At 29.8% G+C, this 14,817-nt stretch carries 17 protein-coding genes; 9 read left to right on the top strand and 8 right to left on the bottom strand.

The annotated features are described in order from the left end of the window. Window positions 1-54: 54 nt before the first annotated feature. The 4 genes from GCU34_RS11875 to GCU34_RS11860 all read right to left on the bottom strand — a co-directional run bounded on the left by GCU34_RS11875 (window position 55) and on the right by GCU34_RS11860 (window position 5,361). Window positions 55-1,395 carry a deoxyguanosinetriphosphate triphosphohydrolase gene (locus GCU34_RS11875; RefSeq protein ID WP_072783385.1) on the bottom strand — a complete coding sequence of 447 codons (1,341 nt, stop codon included), beginning with the start codon at window positions 1,393-1,395 and terminating at the stop codon, window positions 55-57. 35 nt (window positions 1,396-1,430) lie between these two features. After that, window positions 1,431-1,655: a hypothetical protein gene (locus GCU34_RS11870; RefSeq protein ID WP_072781801.1), complete on the bottom strand. Its 225-nt coding sequence runs from the start codon at window positions 1,653-1,655 to the stop codon at window positions 1,431-1,433. A 98-nt stretch (window positions 1,656-1,753) separates the two neighbouring features. Next, on the bottom strand, window positions 1,754-4,162 hold the full coding sequence (locus tag GCU34_RS11865) for a ribonucleoside-diphosphate reductase subunit alpha (RefSeq protein ID WP_072781803.1): 2,409 nt from the start codon (window positions 4,160-4,162) through the stop codon (window positions 1,754-1,756). Window positions 4,163-4,383: 221 nt separating this feature from the next. Then, window positions 4,384-5,361, bottom strand: a complete 978-nt coding sequence (locus tag GCU34_RS11860) for a ribonucleotide-diphosphate reductase subunit beta (RefSeq protein WP_072781805.1) — start codon at window positions 5,359-5,361, stop codon at window positions 4,384-4,386. Between the two features lie 405 nt (window positions 5,362-5,766). Here GCU34_RS11860 and GCU34_RS11855 point away from each other — a divergent pair, with 405 nt between their 5' ends. From GCU34_RS11855 to GCU34_RS11835, 5 genes are all read left to right on the top strand, one after another. Then, the gene (locus tag GCU34_RS11855) at window positions 5,767-6,048 is read left to right on the top strand and encodes a hypothetical protein (protein ID WP_072781807.1); all 282 of its coding nucleotides are present in this window, start codon (window positions 5,767-5,769) and stop codon (window positions 6,046-6,048) included. A gap of 33 nt (window positions 6,049-6,081) precedes the next feature. Then, window positions 6,082-6,882: a GLPGLI family protein gene (locus GCU34_RS11850; protein ID WP_072781809.1), complete on the top strand. Its 801-nt coding sequence runs from the start codon at window positions 6,082-6,084 to the stop codon at window positions 6,880-6,882. Continuing rightward, complete coding sequence (locus GCU34_RS11845) at window positions 6,883-7,269, top strand: carboxypeptidase-like regulatory domain-containing protein (protein WP_152378471.1); 387 nt, start codon at window positions 6,883-6,885, stop codon at window positions 7,267-7,269. A 47-nt stretch (window positions 7,270-7,316) separates the two neighbouring features. Then, entirely contained in the window at window positions 7,317-7,964 is a 648-nt protein-coding gene (locus GCU34_RS11840) for a hypothetical protein (protein WP_152378470.1), read from the top strand. A 669-nt stretch (window positions 7,965-8,633) separates the two neighbouring features. Continuing rightward, entirely contained in the window at window positions 8,634-9,506 is an 873-nt protein-coding gene (locus tag GCU34_RS11835; protein ID WP_152378469.1) for a hypothetical protein, read from the top strand. Here GCU34_RS11835 and GCU34_RS11830 read toward each other — a convergent pair. Beyond that, a complete protein-coding gene (locus tag GCU34_RS11830; protein ID WP_072781813.1) occupies window positions 9,498-10,061 on the bottom strand; it encodes a DUF3109 family protein in 564 nt (187 codons plus the stop codon). The genes GCU34_RS11835 and GCU34_RS11830 overlap by 9 nt on opposite strands. A gap of 176 nt (window positions 10,062-10,237) precedes the next feature. On the opposite strand from GCU34_RS11830, the gene GCU34_RS11825 reads away from it, so the two are divergent. From GCU34_RS11825 to GCU34_RS11815, 3 genes are read left to right on the top strand one after another with little or no spacing between them, the layout of a single operon-like run. Next, window positions 10,238-10,810 carry a MarC family protein gene (locus GCU34_RS11825; protein WP_072781815.1) on the top strand — a complete coding sequence of 191 codons (573 nt, stop codon included), beginning with the start codon at window positions 10,238-10,240 and terminating at the stop codon, window positions 10,808-10,810. Between the two features lie 12 nt (window positions 10,811-10,822). Next, window positions 10,823-11,017: a hypothetical protein gene (locus GCU34_RS11820; protein WP_072781817.1), complete on the top strand. Its 195-nt coding sequence runs from the start codon at window positions 10,823-10,825 to the stop codon at window positions 11,015-11,017. Further along, the gene (locus GCU34_RS11815) at window positions 11,018-11,626 is read left to right on the top strand and encodes an FAD-dependent oxidoreductase (protein WP_072781819.1); all 609 of its coding nucleotides are present in this window, start codon (window positions 11,018-11,020) and stop codon (window positions 11,624-11,626) included. Between the two features lie 18 nt (window positions 11,627-11,644). Here GCU34_RS11815 and GCU34_RS11810 read toward each other — a convergent pair whose 3' ends face one another. Genes GCU34_RS11810 through GCU34_RS11800 form a run of 3 tightly spaced genes read right to left on the bottom strand, consistent with a single transcriptional unit; the run spans window position 11,645 to window position 14,236 of the window. After that, the gene (locus tag GCU34_RS11810) at window positions 11,645-13,216 is read right to left on the bottom strand and encodes a S41 family peptidase (protein WP_072781821.1); all 1,572 of its coding nucleotides are present in this window, start codon (window positions 13,214-13,216) and stop codon (window positions 11,645-11,647) included. Further along, window positions 13,216-13,641, bottom strand: a complete 426-nt coding sequence (locus tag GCU34_RS11805) for a deoxycytidylate deaminase (RefSeq protein WP_072783387.1) — start codon at window positions 13,639-13,641, stop codon at window positions 13,216-13,218. Before GCU34_RS11805 ends, GCU34_RS11810 begins: the two co-directional genes overlap by 1 nt. Window position 13,642: 1 nt before the next feature. Beyond that, a complete protein-coding gene (locus tag GCU34_RS11800) occupies window positions 13,643-14,236 on the bottom strand; it encodes a HupE/UreJ family protein (protein ID WP_072781823.1) in 594 nt (197 codons plus the stop codon). A 136-nt stretch (window positions 14,237-14,372) separates the two neighbouring features. Here GCU34_RS11800 and GCU34_RS11795 point away from each other — a divergent pair, with 136 nt between their 5' ends. Further along, the gene (locus tag GCU34_RS11795; RefSeq protein WP_072781825.1) at window positions 14,373-14,804 is read left to right on the top strand and encodes a tellurite resistance TerB family protein; all 432 of its coding nucleotides are present in this window, start codon (window positions 14,373-14,375) and stop codon (window positions 14,802-14,804) included. Window positions 14,805-14,817 lie beyond the last annotated feature (13 nt).

Here is a 14,817-nt window from a genome sequence, read left to right as displayed (position 1 = left end):
TAGGTGAAAAATTAAAATTTTTTGTAAAATTTTAACCTTTAGCAATACCCTTTATTAAGCAGTACCCTTTATTAATTTATACAATTCTAAAGCTTTTCCGTCTGTTAATAATGAAACAAAGTGACAAATATGTAACAATCTTTGGTAAATTGATTCTTGTTCAGAAAGAAATCGTTCGGGTAAAAGTTTTAAAACAATTTTATCATAATTCGATTCATTGCCTTCCATTTTGTTATTGAATGCTGTACAAAAAACATCAAGTAAAGAGCTAATAACATTATAACCCATTACTTCTTTTTCAATAACTTCTTTACTTTGATAAATTCGCTTTACGCTAACTTTAATAATGTCATCCATTTGTGCTTTGTATTGACTTTTATCAGTTAAAGCAAATGGAAATTCTCCTTTTAGAATCAATTCTTCATTTTCCATGAAAACATTTACTGCATCACCAATTAAGCTTCCTATTGCTAATGCACGTAAATAACTGATTCTATCTTCGGTAGTTTTTAGTTCATTATATTTTTTAGTATCAATGGTGTTTTTTACCAATTTTATAAGATATTCTAAAGCAAATTCTTCATCTATTAAACCTAAATTGATTCCATCTTCAAAATCTATGATAGTATAACAAATATCATCAGCTGATTCAACTAAATAAGCCAATGGATGTCTTTCATAACCAATATCATTTCCAGTTTTGTTAGAAATCAATCCCAACTCGCTAACCACTTCTTTAAAAAAATCTTTATCCTGTTGAAAGAAACCATACTTTTTATCACAAATCTTTGTTGTTGGTTTTTTAGGTAAGCTTTCTTTTGGATACTTCATAAAAGCACCTAAAGTAGCATACGTTAAACGCAAAGCACCTTCAACACCTTCTCTAGAAGATGAAACTACTGAGAAACCATTAGCATTTCCTTCAAAATCGATTAAATCTTGCCATTCTTTATCGGTTAACTTCTCTTTGAATTGTTGTCCGTTTCCAGTTTTGAAATACTCTCCAATTGCTTTTTCACCTGAATGTCCAAAAGGTGGATTTCCGATATCATGTGCTAAAGCAGCAGCAGCTACAATTGCGCCAAAATCGTTCATGTGATAACCGTGAATTTCCGATAAATGCGGATATTTTTCTAAAATCTTTTTCCCAACCAAACGACCAAGTGAACGACCAACTACGGAAACTTCTAAACTATGCGTTAGTCGCGTGTGAACAAAATCGGTTTTCGATAAAGGAATAACTTGTGTTTTATCTTGTAAACTTCTAAATGCCGAAGAAAAAATTACTCGGTCGTAATCAACTTCAAAACCTAAACGTGTATCATCTTGTTCTTTTCGAAGTCTTTTTGAAGTATCACCTTGTCGTTTTAACGACAATAATTGTTCCCACTGCATCATTTTATTATAGTTTGAAGGTTTAATTTATAGATTTATTCTTTTTCGTCTACCAAAGAGAAGTTCCTCGATTTTTTTGGATATTGATTATAACTTTTATCACTCGGGTTAACGATAACCGATTGAATACTAATTTCATCTCCTATTTTGAAATATTTTTCTGTGTATTGGTAATCCAATAAATATTCTCCACAGAAATAGTTTCCATCTGCATCTTTTTCAATAATTCCTGTGTAAATTCCTTTTTTGTCTTTTGACATGATTTCTATTTTTTTCAAATGTACGAATTGGAACGTAATTATTTAAACCAAAAACAGCCATCAATAAGATGGCTGTTTTTTTATATTATTTATAAAAATTATGATCCACACATTTCACAATCTTCTGGACCAGCATTTTTAGAACGTTCTAACATAGCTCTAAATTCAGCTGCGCTCATTTCATCAGCTTCCACTTTTACAGCATTTGCTTCAACTTCAGGTTGCGGTTGCGCTTTTTTCTCATTACTTAGTGTAAATTTAATAGCATCAACTGCAGCTTTTGTTCGTAAGTAATACATACCTGTTTTTAAGCCACTTTTCCATGCATAAAAGTGCATAGAAGTTAATTTTGCCATTGTAGCACCTTCCATAAATAAGTTTAAAGATTGAGATTGGTCAATGAAATAACCACGTTGACGAGACATATCAATAATATCTTTCATACTCATTTCCCAAACTGTTTTATACAAATCTTTAATTTCTTGAGGAATTACATCAATACTTTGAATAGAACCGTTATTACGCATAATTTCTTGCTTCAATTCTTCGTTCCATAAACCAAGTGATACTAAATCGTGTAATAAATGTTTGTTTACTACAATAAATTCACCCGATAAAACTCGACGTGTATAAATATTTGAAGTATAAGGTTCAAAAGCTTCATTATTACCAAGAATTTGCGAAGTAGAAGCTGTTGGCATTGGCGCTAATAACAATGAGTTACGTACACCATGCTCCATGACTTCTTTTCTTAATGAAGACCAATCCCAACGACCCGATAAATCTGAATCGTTTAATCCCCACAGATTGTATTGGAATTCTCCTTGAGAAATAGGCGAACCTTCAAAAGTTGAATACGCTCCTTCTTCTTTAGCCATTTCCATTGAAGCTGTTACAGCTGCAAAATAAATAGTTTCGAAGATTTCTTGGTTTAATTGTTTTGCTTCATCGCTTGTAAATGGTAAACGCATTAATATAAAAGCATCTGCTAAACCTTGAACACCTAATCCAACTGGACGGTGACGTAAATTTGAATTTTCTGCTTCTTTAACTGGATAGTAATTTCTATCAATTACCTTGTTTAAGTTACGTGTAATACGTTTTGTTACATCATATAAATATTGGTGGTTAAATTTTCCATCTTCCACAAACATTGGTAATGAAATTGAAGCTAAGTTACAAACAGCAATTTCATCTTCAGATGTATATTCTAAAATCTCTGTACATAAATTAGATGAACGAATAGTTCCTAGATTTTTTTGGTTGGACTTTCTATTCGCTGCATCTTTATACAACATATACGGTGTTCCCGTTTCAATTTGAGATTCTAAGATTTTTTCCCAAAGTTCGCGAGCCTTAATTGTTTTTCTTCCTTTACCAGCCTCTTCGTAAGCTAAGTACATTTTTTCGAATTCTTCACTATGAACGTCATACATTCCAGGACACTCGTTTGGACACATTAATGTCCAAGTGCTATCTGCTTCCACACGCTTCATGAATAAATCTGGAATCCACATTGCATAGAATAAATCACGCGCACGCATTTCTTCTTTACCATGGTTTTTCTTTAAATCCAAGAATTCCATAATATCAGCATGCCAAGGCTCTACATAAATAGCAAAACTACCTTTACGCTTTCCGCCACCTTGATCTACATAGCGCGCTGTGTCGTTAAATACACGAAGCATAGGAACTATACCATTTGAAGTACCATTTGTACCACGAATATAAGAACCCGTTGCTCTTACATTGTGAATAGACAAACCAATTCCACCAGCTGACTGTGAAATTTTAGCCGTTTGTTTTAAAGTATCGTAAATCCCATCAATACTATCGTCTTTCATTGTTAGTAAGAAACACGATGACATTTGAGGTTTTGGAGTTCCGGCATTAAATAAAGTAGGTGTAGCATGCGTAAAGAATTTTTTAGACATTAATTCGTATGTTTCCAAAGCGGCATCGATATCGTTTAAATGAATACCTACAGAAACACGCATTAACATATGTTGTGGACGCTCGGCAATTTTACCATTTATTTTAAGCAAATAAGAACGCTCTAATGTTTTAAATCCGAAATAGTCGTAGTTAAAATCACGATTGTAGATAATACTTGAATCTAATCGTTCAGCATTTTGCATGATTACTTCATAAACCTCATCAGAAATCATAGGCGCTTCTTGACCTGTACGTGGATTTACATAATGATATAAATCGGTCATCGTTTCAGAAAACGATTTTTTTGAATTTTTGTGTAAATTAGAAACGGCAATACGAGCTGCTAATTGAGCATAATCTGGATGTGTAACTGTCATTGATGCAGCAGTTTCGGCAGCCAAATTATCTAATTCTGAAGTAGTAACACCATCATACAGCCCTTCAATAACACGCATTGCAACTTTTACTGGATCTACCAATTCATTTAGCTCATAGCATAAAAATCTAATTCTATCGGTAATTTTATCAAACATTACCGGTTCTCTTCTTCCGTCTCTTTTTACTACATTCATATTACAACTACTTTTAATTACTTGGTTAATAGAGCCCAAAATTTACTTCCTAGCCCTGATGGAAGTGTAAATCCTTTTTTGCTTTTAGCTTTAAGCTAACAAAAAAGATTGTAACGCACAGCAGGAAAATGGAAAACCAAATTCCTGAAGATTCGCTTCTCCCTTCGACAAGCTCAGGGTGATAGAAATTTTTTATAGGTTAGTTTTCTAAATTTGGGGATTTAGAAATCTGCGTCGAAACTAATTTTATTAGAATCTGTATCGTTATTTAAAACACCCGCTTTTTGATATTCTGACACTCGTTTTTCAAAGAAATTTGTTTTTCCTTGAAGCGAAATCATATCCATAAAATCGAATGGATTTGAGGAATTATAAACTCTTTCACATCCTAATTCTACTAATAATCTATCGGTAACAAACTCTAAATACTGTGTCATTAATTTCGCATTCATACCAATTAAGCTTACTGGTAAACTTTCGGTAATAAATTCACGTTCAATATCTAAAGCATTTGTTAAAATTTCGGTAATTCTAGCTTTAGAAACTTTATTAATTAAGTGATTATTGTGTAAATGAACCGCAAAATCACAATGCATTCCTTCATCACGAGAAATTAACTCATTTGAGAATGTTAATCCAGGCATAACTCCTCTTTTCTTTAACCAGAAAATCGAACAGAAAGCCCCTGAAAAGAAAATTCCTTCTACAGCAGCAAAAGCAATTAAACGCTCAGCAAAAGAATCTGACTCTACCCATTTTAAAGCCCACTCTGCTTTTTTTGCGATGGCAGGGAAGTTTTCTAACGCTTTAAATAAAATATTTTTCTCTTTTTCGTCTTTAACGTAAGTATCAATTAATAATGAATAGGTTTCAGAATGAATATTTTCCATCATTAATTGGAAACCATAGAAAAATTTAGCCTCGGTATATTGTACTTCACTTACAAAGTTTTCTGCCAAATTTTCATTTACAATTCCGTCAGAAGCTGCAAAAAAGGCTAAAATATGCTTGATGAAAAACTTTTCATCATCGTTTAATTTTGTATTCCAATCGGTAATATCTTGGTGTAAATCTATTTCCTCAGCAGTCCAAAAACAAGCCTCTTGTTTCTTGTACCATTCCCAAATATCGTGGTGTTTAATTGGAAAAATTACAAATCGGTCTTTGTTTTCTTGCAAAATAGGTTCTACTACAGACATAGCTAATTGATTTTGATATTGTTATAAAATTGATTATTTGTACGATAAGGGGATTACAAAGTTTGTCATTTGAATTAAAAAATCAAAGTCAAACTTATTCACAATTTGGGCAAGTTTTTAACAATATAAGAATTTGTAAGAAAAACTCATTTTTATTATATATCATTGATTATCAATATCTTAAAAAATAAAAAAGACGTAAAAAAATCGCCTTAACAAGTGATAAATCAAGCGTTAAGACGATTTTTGATATCTTAAAAAATTTAAAAATTTACTTCTTCAATTATTCTATTACTTATAAGCTAGAGTTAAAAAAGTTTTAACCTGAAATAAATTAGTTTTTTCTTGTGTATTTCATTTTTTTTTTTTTTTTTTCGCAAGTATAACTTTTAAAAAAATTATACAATGAAAAAATTACTTTTAATTTTAGCTTTAATACTAGGAATGGTAAGTTTTGCTAACACTGGAAAAACCAAAGAAGTAGAGAAAAATGCACTTTATACTTTAGTAGAAAAAGACGAAACGGGAAAAATTTTAAACACAACCCAGTTTAAAACCAAAGAAGAACTCTTAACGTATTGCTATGATAGTGTAACGAGTTGGTATGCATACACTACTTATGACAATATGGGACAGCCATGGGATGTTTATTATACTACAACTGTAAGACGTTGTATAACTGTTTAACAGAATTTCATTATAATTTTACACAAGATAATTATGCGTTATTTCCTTTTGATAGTAGGCTTTTTGTTAGCTTTTTCGTCTTATGGGCAAAATCTTTTAGTAAAGTACTCCGAGGGTTTTATTACTTCAGAACAAAGATTAAAAGAATTACCCGAAGCTATTAGAAGTGAACGGGTAAAAAAGAAATTTTATAATCTAACAGTTGATGTAAAACATGGAATAAGTTATTACGGTAATGATGAAAATACAAAAAATACAAATTACAGTACAGAAAACAAAAGTGAAACACAACAAGATGATCATATTCAAATAACAAACACAAAAATCATTGTTGATATTAAAAATACTGAAAAATTTTATTATAAAGATTTTGGAAATAACGAAATGATATTTGAATACTTCAATGCTGACCAATTGTTTCATGGTAAAGATTTTTTACAAAATTGGAATTGGCAAATTACCGATGAAATAAAAGTTATAAATGGATATACTTGTAAAAAAGCTTTAGCAGATTGGGTTGAACATGATGCGCAATTTACAGCATGGTTTACAGAAGATATTCCAGTAAATGCGGGGCCAGAAAAATTTGATGGTTTACCGGGTTTAATTTTGTATGTAGGAACACCTTATTATGAATATTCAGCAATATCGATAAAAGAGGTAAAAAATAAAGTTGAAATTCTTAAGCCTGATTTTAAAAATAAAAAAACTTTTACTCATAAAGAAATTACCGAGATTATAAAGCAAAAAATTAACAATTTACGCTCTTCATCTATCACAACACAAGAAGGAGATAAAACAATAACAACAGAAACTATCATTTACAAGAATTAAATGAGAATTATTTTTGTTTTATTGTTTTTTCAAATATTTTCATATAGCCAACAATTGGGAGGAATTGTAAAAGATAGTTCTAACATTCCTGTTTCTTTTGCAAATATCCAAATACTTGACAAAAGCACTTTTAAGAGTGCTTTTTTTTCTAAAACTGATGAGGATGGTAATTTTTTAATTGACTGTAAAAATGTAAAATTCCCTGCCATTCTAAAGATCACGCATTTATCTTATGAAAAAAAGGAATTAGAAATAAATGACTGTAATTACATAAAGGTTATATTAAAAGAAAAAATAACCGATCTTAAAGAAGTTGTTATTGAACAAAATACTTTCGATATTGTAGAAAAAAATGACACTTTAAAATATGATTTAAAAAAATATTAAATGGTTCAGAACTAAAGTTAAAAGATGTCATTGAAAAACTTCCTGGTTTGTCTATTGACGAAAACGGGAAGATACGATATAATGGAAAAAAAATTGATTATCTTCTATTAGATGGTGATGATTTTTACAACGACCAACACCAACTAGCTACTGAGAATTTAACTCCAGAAATGATTGAAAAGATTGAGCTTTTAAAAAACTATCAGGATTTCTCTTCTATTAAAGGTTTTGAAAGTTCGGGAGTTACCGCATTAAATATTGGTTTGAACGAAAAGTTTAAAAATATCTTTAAAGGGACTATTGAAGTAGAAGGTGGTTATAAAGAAAAATATAGGCTAAATGCAAATACTTTCAACTTCGGAAAAAAAATAAAGTATAATTTAATTGTAAATACAAATAATGTAAATAATAATATATTTACTATAAACGATTTTTTAGATATAAAGAAAAGCTTAGAATCGAAAGTCTTTAGTGACAAGAACAACAGCTCAGAAATAATAAAAGATGAAGATTTACCTCAGTTTTTATTTAGTAAAGATTTGATTAAAAACAAAACAGTAAACAATTATACTTTAAATATTTCAAATAAAAAAAAGACAAAACAGTTAGATTTTTTTTCTGTACTCAATAATATCAATCAATTTGAATTTAAAAACACTAAACAGCTTTTTTTGACAATAGCTCACCTATTTTAAAAGAACAAGACGTAGAAGGTAATTCAATTTATTCTGCAAATATTTTAAAGTTTGAAAATAAGATAAATGAAAAAAAATTCTTTCTTTTAATTGTTACCTTATTTTAAATAAAGATATCCAAAATTTAAAAATTAGTAATCTTATTTCAGAAACAGAAGAGAACACTAATTTTAATAATGATTTCACAAATAACTATTTAAAATTAGGATTTAATTCTAAATTTAAAAATAAGCTTTCTGAAAGAATTCTTTTTGAAGCTACCTTAATAAATGATTATGTTTTTTCAAACAATGAATTATATGTAATGTCTTCAGATCCATTAGTTCAGTTTGATATTAATTCTAATATTTTAACTCAAATAAACAAATTTAATTCTTTTACTTTTGGAATAAAAGGCAATACAATTATAAAGCTAAACAAAAAAACAGTTTAAAAGTTGGTTTAAAATCTATAGTTTACAACGAAAAACTACAAAACAAAACAACACCCCTAATTTCACAAAAATTTAAAAGCAACTTTCAAACAACAGAAAATTCAGCTTTTTTAAGATATAACAAAAAAGTAAATACGTTTTTAAAATACTCATTGGGATTTGATTTCATCAGTAATAAAATAGATTCATTAAATAATGAATTGTTTTTTATTCTTCCTAGTATAGATTTGAATGTGATGTTTAAAAAAAATCTAACTTTTAGCATTTCATACAATTCATCTAAAACAAATTATTCAATTTACCATCTCACAAAAAGCAGAATTATCCAAGATTATAGAACATTACTATTACCTAGTGCCTTAACGATAGAAAAAAACATTTCAAATAGCTTTCAATTTAACACTACTTATACTAAGCCATCGTCCAATTTGTTTTCAGTTTTGAATATTTCTTACAATAATACACCACAATCAATTAACAAAGCATTTCAAAATAGTTCAACCTTAACTCAAGAAAAATATAATTTTTCTAATTTAGACAATTCAATATACATATTACTATTTGGCGAAAAAAAATTTAGAAAATTCCCTTTAGGTATAAACGTCGAATTATTAAACGCAAACTTTAAAAAAGCTACTTTTATTAATGATATTAGAAGCATTAATAAAAGTTCTCAAAACTTAGTAAACTTTGAAGCAAAAACATATTTCAAAGACAATAATTTTAATATTTCTACAGGTATAGAATATTTGACAAACAAAAACATAAATATCACGAACAATATAACTAATAAATATGAACAATATAGTCCTTATATTAAATTATTGGGACAAATCTTTAACGACAACTTATATTGGCAAACAAAATTAACTTTACACAAATTCGAAATGACAAATACATCTACCAATAATATTTATGATTTTGGATTTTTACTTAAATACAATGTAAAAGAAAAGGATTATTCTATTTTTATATCTGGTAATAATATATTTAATATTTCAGATAATAACACTAAAAATTCAATTAATTATAACCAGCTTTTTTCTGAAGAAACAGTTGTTAGTTCCTTTTCTGGCTTCATGAATATTGGCATATCATTGTCATTTTAATTCTTCGGCAACTCTTTCTAATTCGTCATACCATTGTTGACCAAATTTTCTAATTAAAGCTTCCTTTACAAATTTGTAAACTGGCACACTTAATTCTTCCCCTAAAGCACAAGCATCGGAACAAATATGCCATTTATGATAATTAACCGCTGCAAAATCGGAATATTCTTTAACACGAATGGGGTACAAATGACACGAAACTGGTTTTTTCCAATCTACCAAACCTTGATTATAAGCTTGTTCAATGCCGCATAACGCTGTTTTTCCATCGAAAATTACATATGCACAATCTTTTCCGTCAATAAGTGGTGTTTCTAATTCTCCAAAATCGGAAACTACATGCGTTCCTTGTTCTTCAATAGCTTTTACGCCTTCGGGTCGAAGAAATGGTTTTACTTTTGGATAAATTTCAGCCATGATTTTTATTTCTTCTTCATCTAAAGGCGCACCAGCATCGCCATCTACACAACAAGCACCATGACACGCATTTAAATTACAAACAAACTCTTTTTCAAAAATTTCCTCAGAAATTATAGTTTTATCTAGCTGAAACATATATCCTTATTTATTTTGCAAAGATACTTAATTTAGAGAATGGAAAACAGAAAATAGAATAAAGACTGTTTTGTTTGAAATTGAAACTTTTAGTTGCATTTGAAATTTTATAATGTATCGTTAAATAACAAGCGTATTCCTTAAGTTTACTTTATATTTGTTGAAAATTTACAGAAATGTTTGACTGGAAAGAGATTTTTACTATTAGTATGATTTTATTTGCTGTAATTGATATTGTGGGAAGCATTCCTATCATTGTTGATTTACGCAGTAAAATGGGGCATATACAATCTGAGAAAGCTACAATTGTGGCTGCTGTGATTATGATAGCTTTTCTTTTCGTAGGTGAAGAGATTTTAAAATTAATCGGTATTGATGCTAATTCGTTTGCAGTTGCAGGTTCTTTTGTTTTGTTCTTTTTGGCGTTAGAAATGATTTTAGGCATTCGCCTTTACAAGGAAGACAATCCAACTACCGCTTCTATTGTACCTATAGCTTTTCCACTAATTGCAGGAGCAGGAACCATGACAACTATTCTTTCATTAAGAGCCGAATATGAGAAAATCAACATTATTGTTGCTATTTTAATAAACATTGTATTAGTTTATCTTGTCTTAAAATTATCAGGAAAAATTGAAAAATTATTAGGAAATAATGGATTAGGAGTAATTAGAAAAGTTTTTGGTGTAATACTTTTAGCTATTGCGGTAAAACTTTTTGCCGCTAATGTTAAAGGATTATTTGTTTAAATAAAAAGAGAAATGAAAATATTGAATTACATTTTATTAGCCGTTGCAGTTATATTAATTGTTTTTAACTTAACTCAAATAGATTATAGCCATCCGCTAGAAGGCAACAGTAGTGTTGCATTAATTGGAGTTGTTTCAGGATTATGTGCTATTGTATTGTTGGTAATTTTTAGAATGTCAAAATCCATTGACGAAAAAATTAAATAAATGTTTGATGTAATAATTATTGGAGCAGGTGTTTCAGGTGTATCGTGTGCCCTTATTTTAGGTTCAGCTAAAGAAAGGCCATATGCATTAAATAAAAAAATTGGGATTATTACCCACCAAAAAGCGTCTTCTTTACAAACCGCTGTTTTTAATAATGCATACGGAATTCCCGCTGGAAAATTAGGCAGTGAACTACTTGAAGAAAGTTTAGCGCATTTAAGTTCTACTTATCCTCAAGTAGAACAAATTGAAAAAGAGAAAGTAATTTCAATTGAAGATGATAAAACATTTTACAAAATCATCACAAATAAAAACGTTTTCGAATCTAAGATTGTAGTAGTTGCAATTGGTGCTGGAAATCCAATGACAATTGAAGGTTTAGAAGATTTTGTGGTGCCACATCAAAAAGTTCCTGCCATAAAAAACAGAATTCAGTTAAAAAACAACGACCACTTAGTTAAAGATGGATTGTATGTTGCTGGTGTTTTAGCTGGACATAGGAGCCAATTAAGTATTGCTGCTGGAAGCGGTGCTGCTGTTGCAACTGATATTTTGAGCCTTTGGAACGACGGGAATCATACTATGGTACACGATGCAATAAATAAATAAAAAATGAGAGCATTGCTCTCATTTTTTATTTATAGATAATACTTTCTTTACCATTTCATCTTCTTGCAGAATAATTTTATAATAATCATCTTCGGTGAAAAGTTGCCTTACAAATTCGGCGTATAAATACGTTAAAATTTTGTTCTCATTTTTATAATTCATCAAAAAACCACTTTGAGAAACATAGTTTTTAAAATTATTTAAATACTTAGAATTATTGAATATTTCCTTTTTAAGTTTTTCTTTATCTAATTTTTCAAAAAACAATCGATTTTTATCCAACTGTTCAAAAACAAAATAATCGACCAAACCAGATTGCATGATCATAGTAGTGGCCTCTTCTCCGTGATTTGCTTCAAAAGGAACAAATACATCAGGAATAATTCCACCTCCACCATACACAATTCTTCCTTTCTTTGTTTTATATTTTAAACTATCTGCTACTTTAATACTATCTGCTTCATATAATTCGCCACTTTCAAAACGCTTTTCAAATTCATTAAAATATCCATCAGCTTTATCTCCGTAAGGTTTTTGAATAGAACGTCCAGAAGGCGTATAGTAACGAGCAACCGTTAAACGAACTGCTGAACCGTCGCCAAGCGGCATTTCACGTTGCACCAATCCCTTCCCAAAAGAACGTCTTCCAACAATGGTTCCTCTATCATTATCTTGAATTGCGCCAGCTAAAATTTCGCTTGCCGAAGCAGAATTTTCGTCAATTAAAATATATAAATCACCTGTTTCAAAATCGCCTTTTGAAGTAGCGTAAGTTGCATCTTCTGTTCCTTTTTTATTAACAGTTTTAACGATAAGTTCTTTGTCTTTTAAGAAGTCATCTGCTATATCTTCCGCCATATCAAGATATCCACCACCATTGCCTCTAACATCTAAAATTAAACTTTTAATTCCTTGAGCTTTTAAACTTAAAAGTGCTTTATGAAATTCATCGTAAGTTGTTTCAGAAAATCGGTTCATCTTAATATAACCCACATCTTTGGAAACTTTTAAAGCAACATCAACACTTTTAAGCGGAATGCGATCTCTTGTTAATTTTACCTTGAATTTTTTACCAGATGTTTTTCTAAAAATAGTAAGGTTTACTTCAGAACCTTCTTCACCTCTTAAATTAGAAATAATACTATCACTAGGGATTTTTTTATCGTAAAGCTGCACTTTTTCGGCATACAAAATGCGATCACCAGCTTTAATTCCGGCTTTTTCTGAAGGACCATTTTTAACCGATTTAATAACAGCTAAAGTATCTTTATACATATAAAAATTAACGCCAATTCCTACAAAATCGCCGCGCATGCTTTCGTTAATAGATGCTATATTTTTCTTATTGATGTAAACCGAATGCGGGTCGAGATTTTCAAGAATCTTATCTACTGTAATATCAACAATAGAATCTGTATTTACGTTATCTACATATTCTTTATCAATAAAATCGATCAGTTTATTAAGCTTATTTTTATTGATTTGAGCGGCTGTTAAACTTTGGTTAGAAGACAATTTATTTCCAAGCAATAAACCTATCGCTACAGCAATTGACATGGCCAACGGAAAATAAATTTTTCTATTTGACATTATTTTAAGTCATCAATTAATTCTACTTCAACTCCTGCTTTTTTAAGAAAATCGATGCCCGAACAATCTTTGTATTCTTCGTGATAAACCACGCGCTTGATTCCTGATTGATGTATTAATTTACTACAATCTTTACAAGGTGAAAGTGTAATATAAAGTGTTGCACCTTCACAAGATTGTGTAGAACGTGCAACTTTGGAAATAGCATTAGCTTCAGCATGTAAAACATACCATTTTGTTAGTCCTGCATCATCTTCGCAACAATTTTCAAAACCCGATGGTGTTCCATTGTAACCATCAGATATTATCATTCTATCTTTAACAATAATTGCGCCAACTTGTTTTCTCTTACAATAAGATAATTGCCCCCATTCTTTAGCAATTCTTAAATAAGCTTTATCGTATTTTGCTTTTTTTCCTGACATATTATCTGTTCCAAATTTCACTTTCAATAATCATTGGCAAAACTACACCAATTATGAAAGATGACATAACCAACGCCCAATCTCTTTTTGAAAATCTAAAAAATGTTTGCACAATGTAACTTAAAATAAGTACACAAATCACTACTATAATTTGGGCAGCTTCAATTCCTAATGCAAATTCTAATAAAGGTAACATTTTATCGGTCGCATTTCCAGGTAAAATAGCTTTAAAATAATTTGAGAATCCTAATCCGTGAATAATTCCGAAAAACAAAGTTACAATAGAAACAAAACTGATACTTTCTGTTTTTGAATTTTTCCCAGCAGTAAATAAATGGAATATAGCCGTAACCAAAATAGTTATTGGAATTAAAAACTCTATGTAAACAGGATTAATATTTACCACACCAAAAACTGCTAAAAATAAAGAAAGTGTATGTCCTAATGTAAAAAGAGTCACAAGAACAAAAATTCTTTTCCAATCTTTAAACGCATAAGGAACCATTAATGCAATTAAAAACAAAACATGATCATATGCATGTATATCGAGTACATGGTTAAGTCCTATCTTAAAGTAGAGCCAAAATTGAGACATATTCTAAAAATTTATGGGGAATTCAAACTTACGACATATTTTATAAAAATTGAATTATATGAAAATAAAAGATTGTTAATGTTTTAAAGAAAATCTAATTTTATGTAAGTTTGTAAAACTAAAAAATTTAATTAAAATGTCAATTTCAGATTTATTTGATAGCGGGTTTAAAAATCGTAATAAAGGTCATTTCTCTGCCATTGTTAGAGTTGCACTTTCTGACGGTGAATTAACTACTGAAGAAAAACAATTCTTAGACAAATTGGCTATTCGTTTAGAAATTTCGGAACACGAATACCAAGAAATCTTAGAGAACCCTTCTAAATATCCTATTAATCCTCCTGTACTTCATGTTCACCGATTAGAGCGTTTATATGATTTAGCAAGAATGGTTTATGCCGATCACGTTTTAGGACCAAAACAAAAAGATATTTTAACGCGTTTTGCGTTAGCATTAGGCTTTACACCAAGTAATGTTCAATATATTGTAGATAAAGCTTTGTCGCTTTTAGTTTTAAATGTAGATTTAGATACTTTTATTTACGAAATGCAACACATGAATAGATAATAAAAATCCCGCA

This window comes from Flavobacterium haoranii (genome assembly GCF_009363055.1).
GTDB classification, from domain to species: domain Bacteria; phylum Bacteroidota; class Bacteroidia; order Flavobacteriales; family Flavobacteriaceae; genus Flavobacterium; species Flavobacterium haoranii.
Note: the sequence above shows the minus strand (reverse complement) of the source record. Positions and strands in the feature narration are given on the sequence as shown.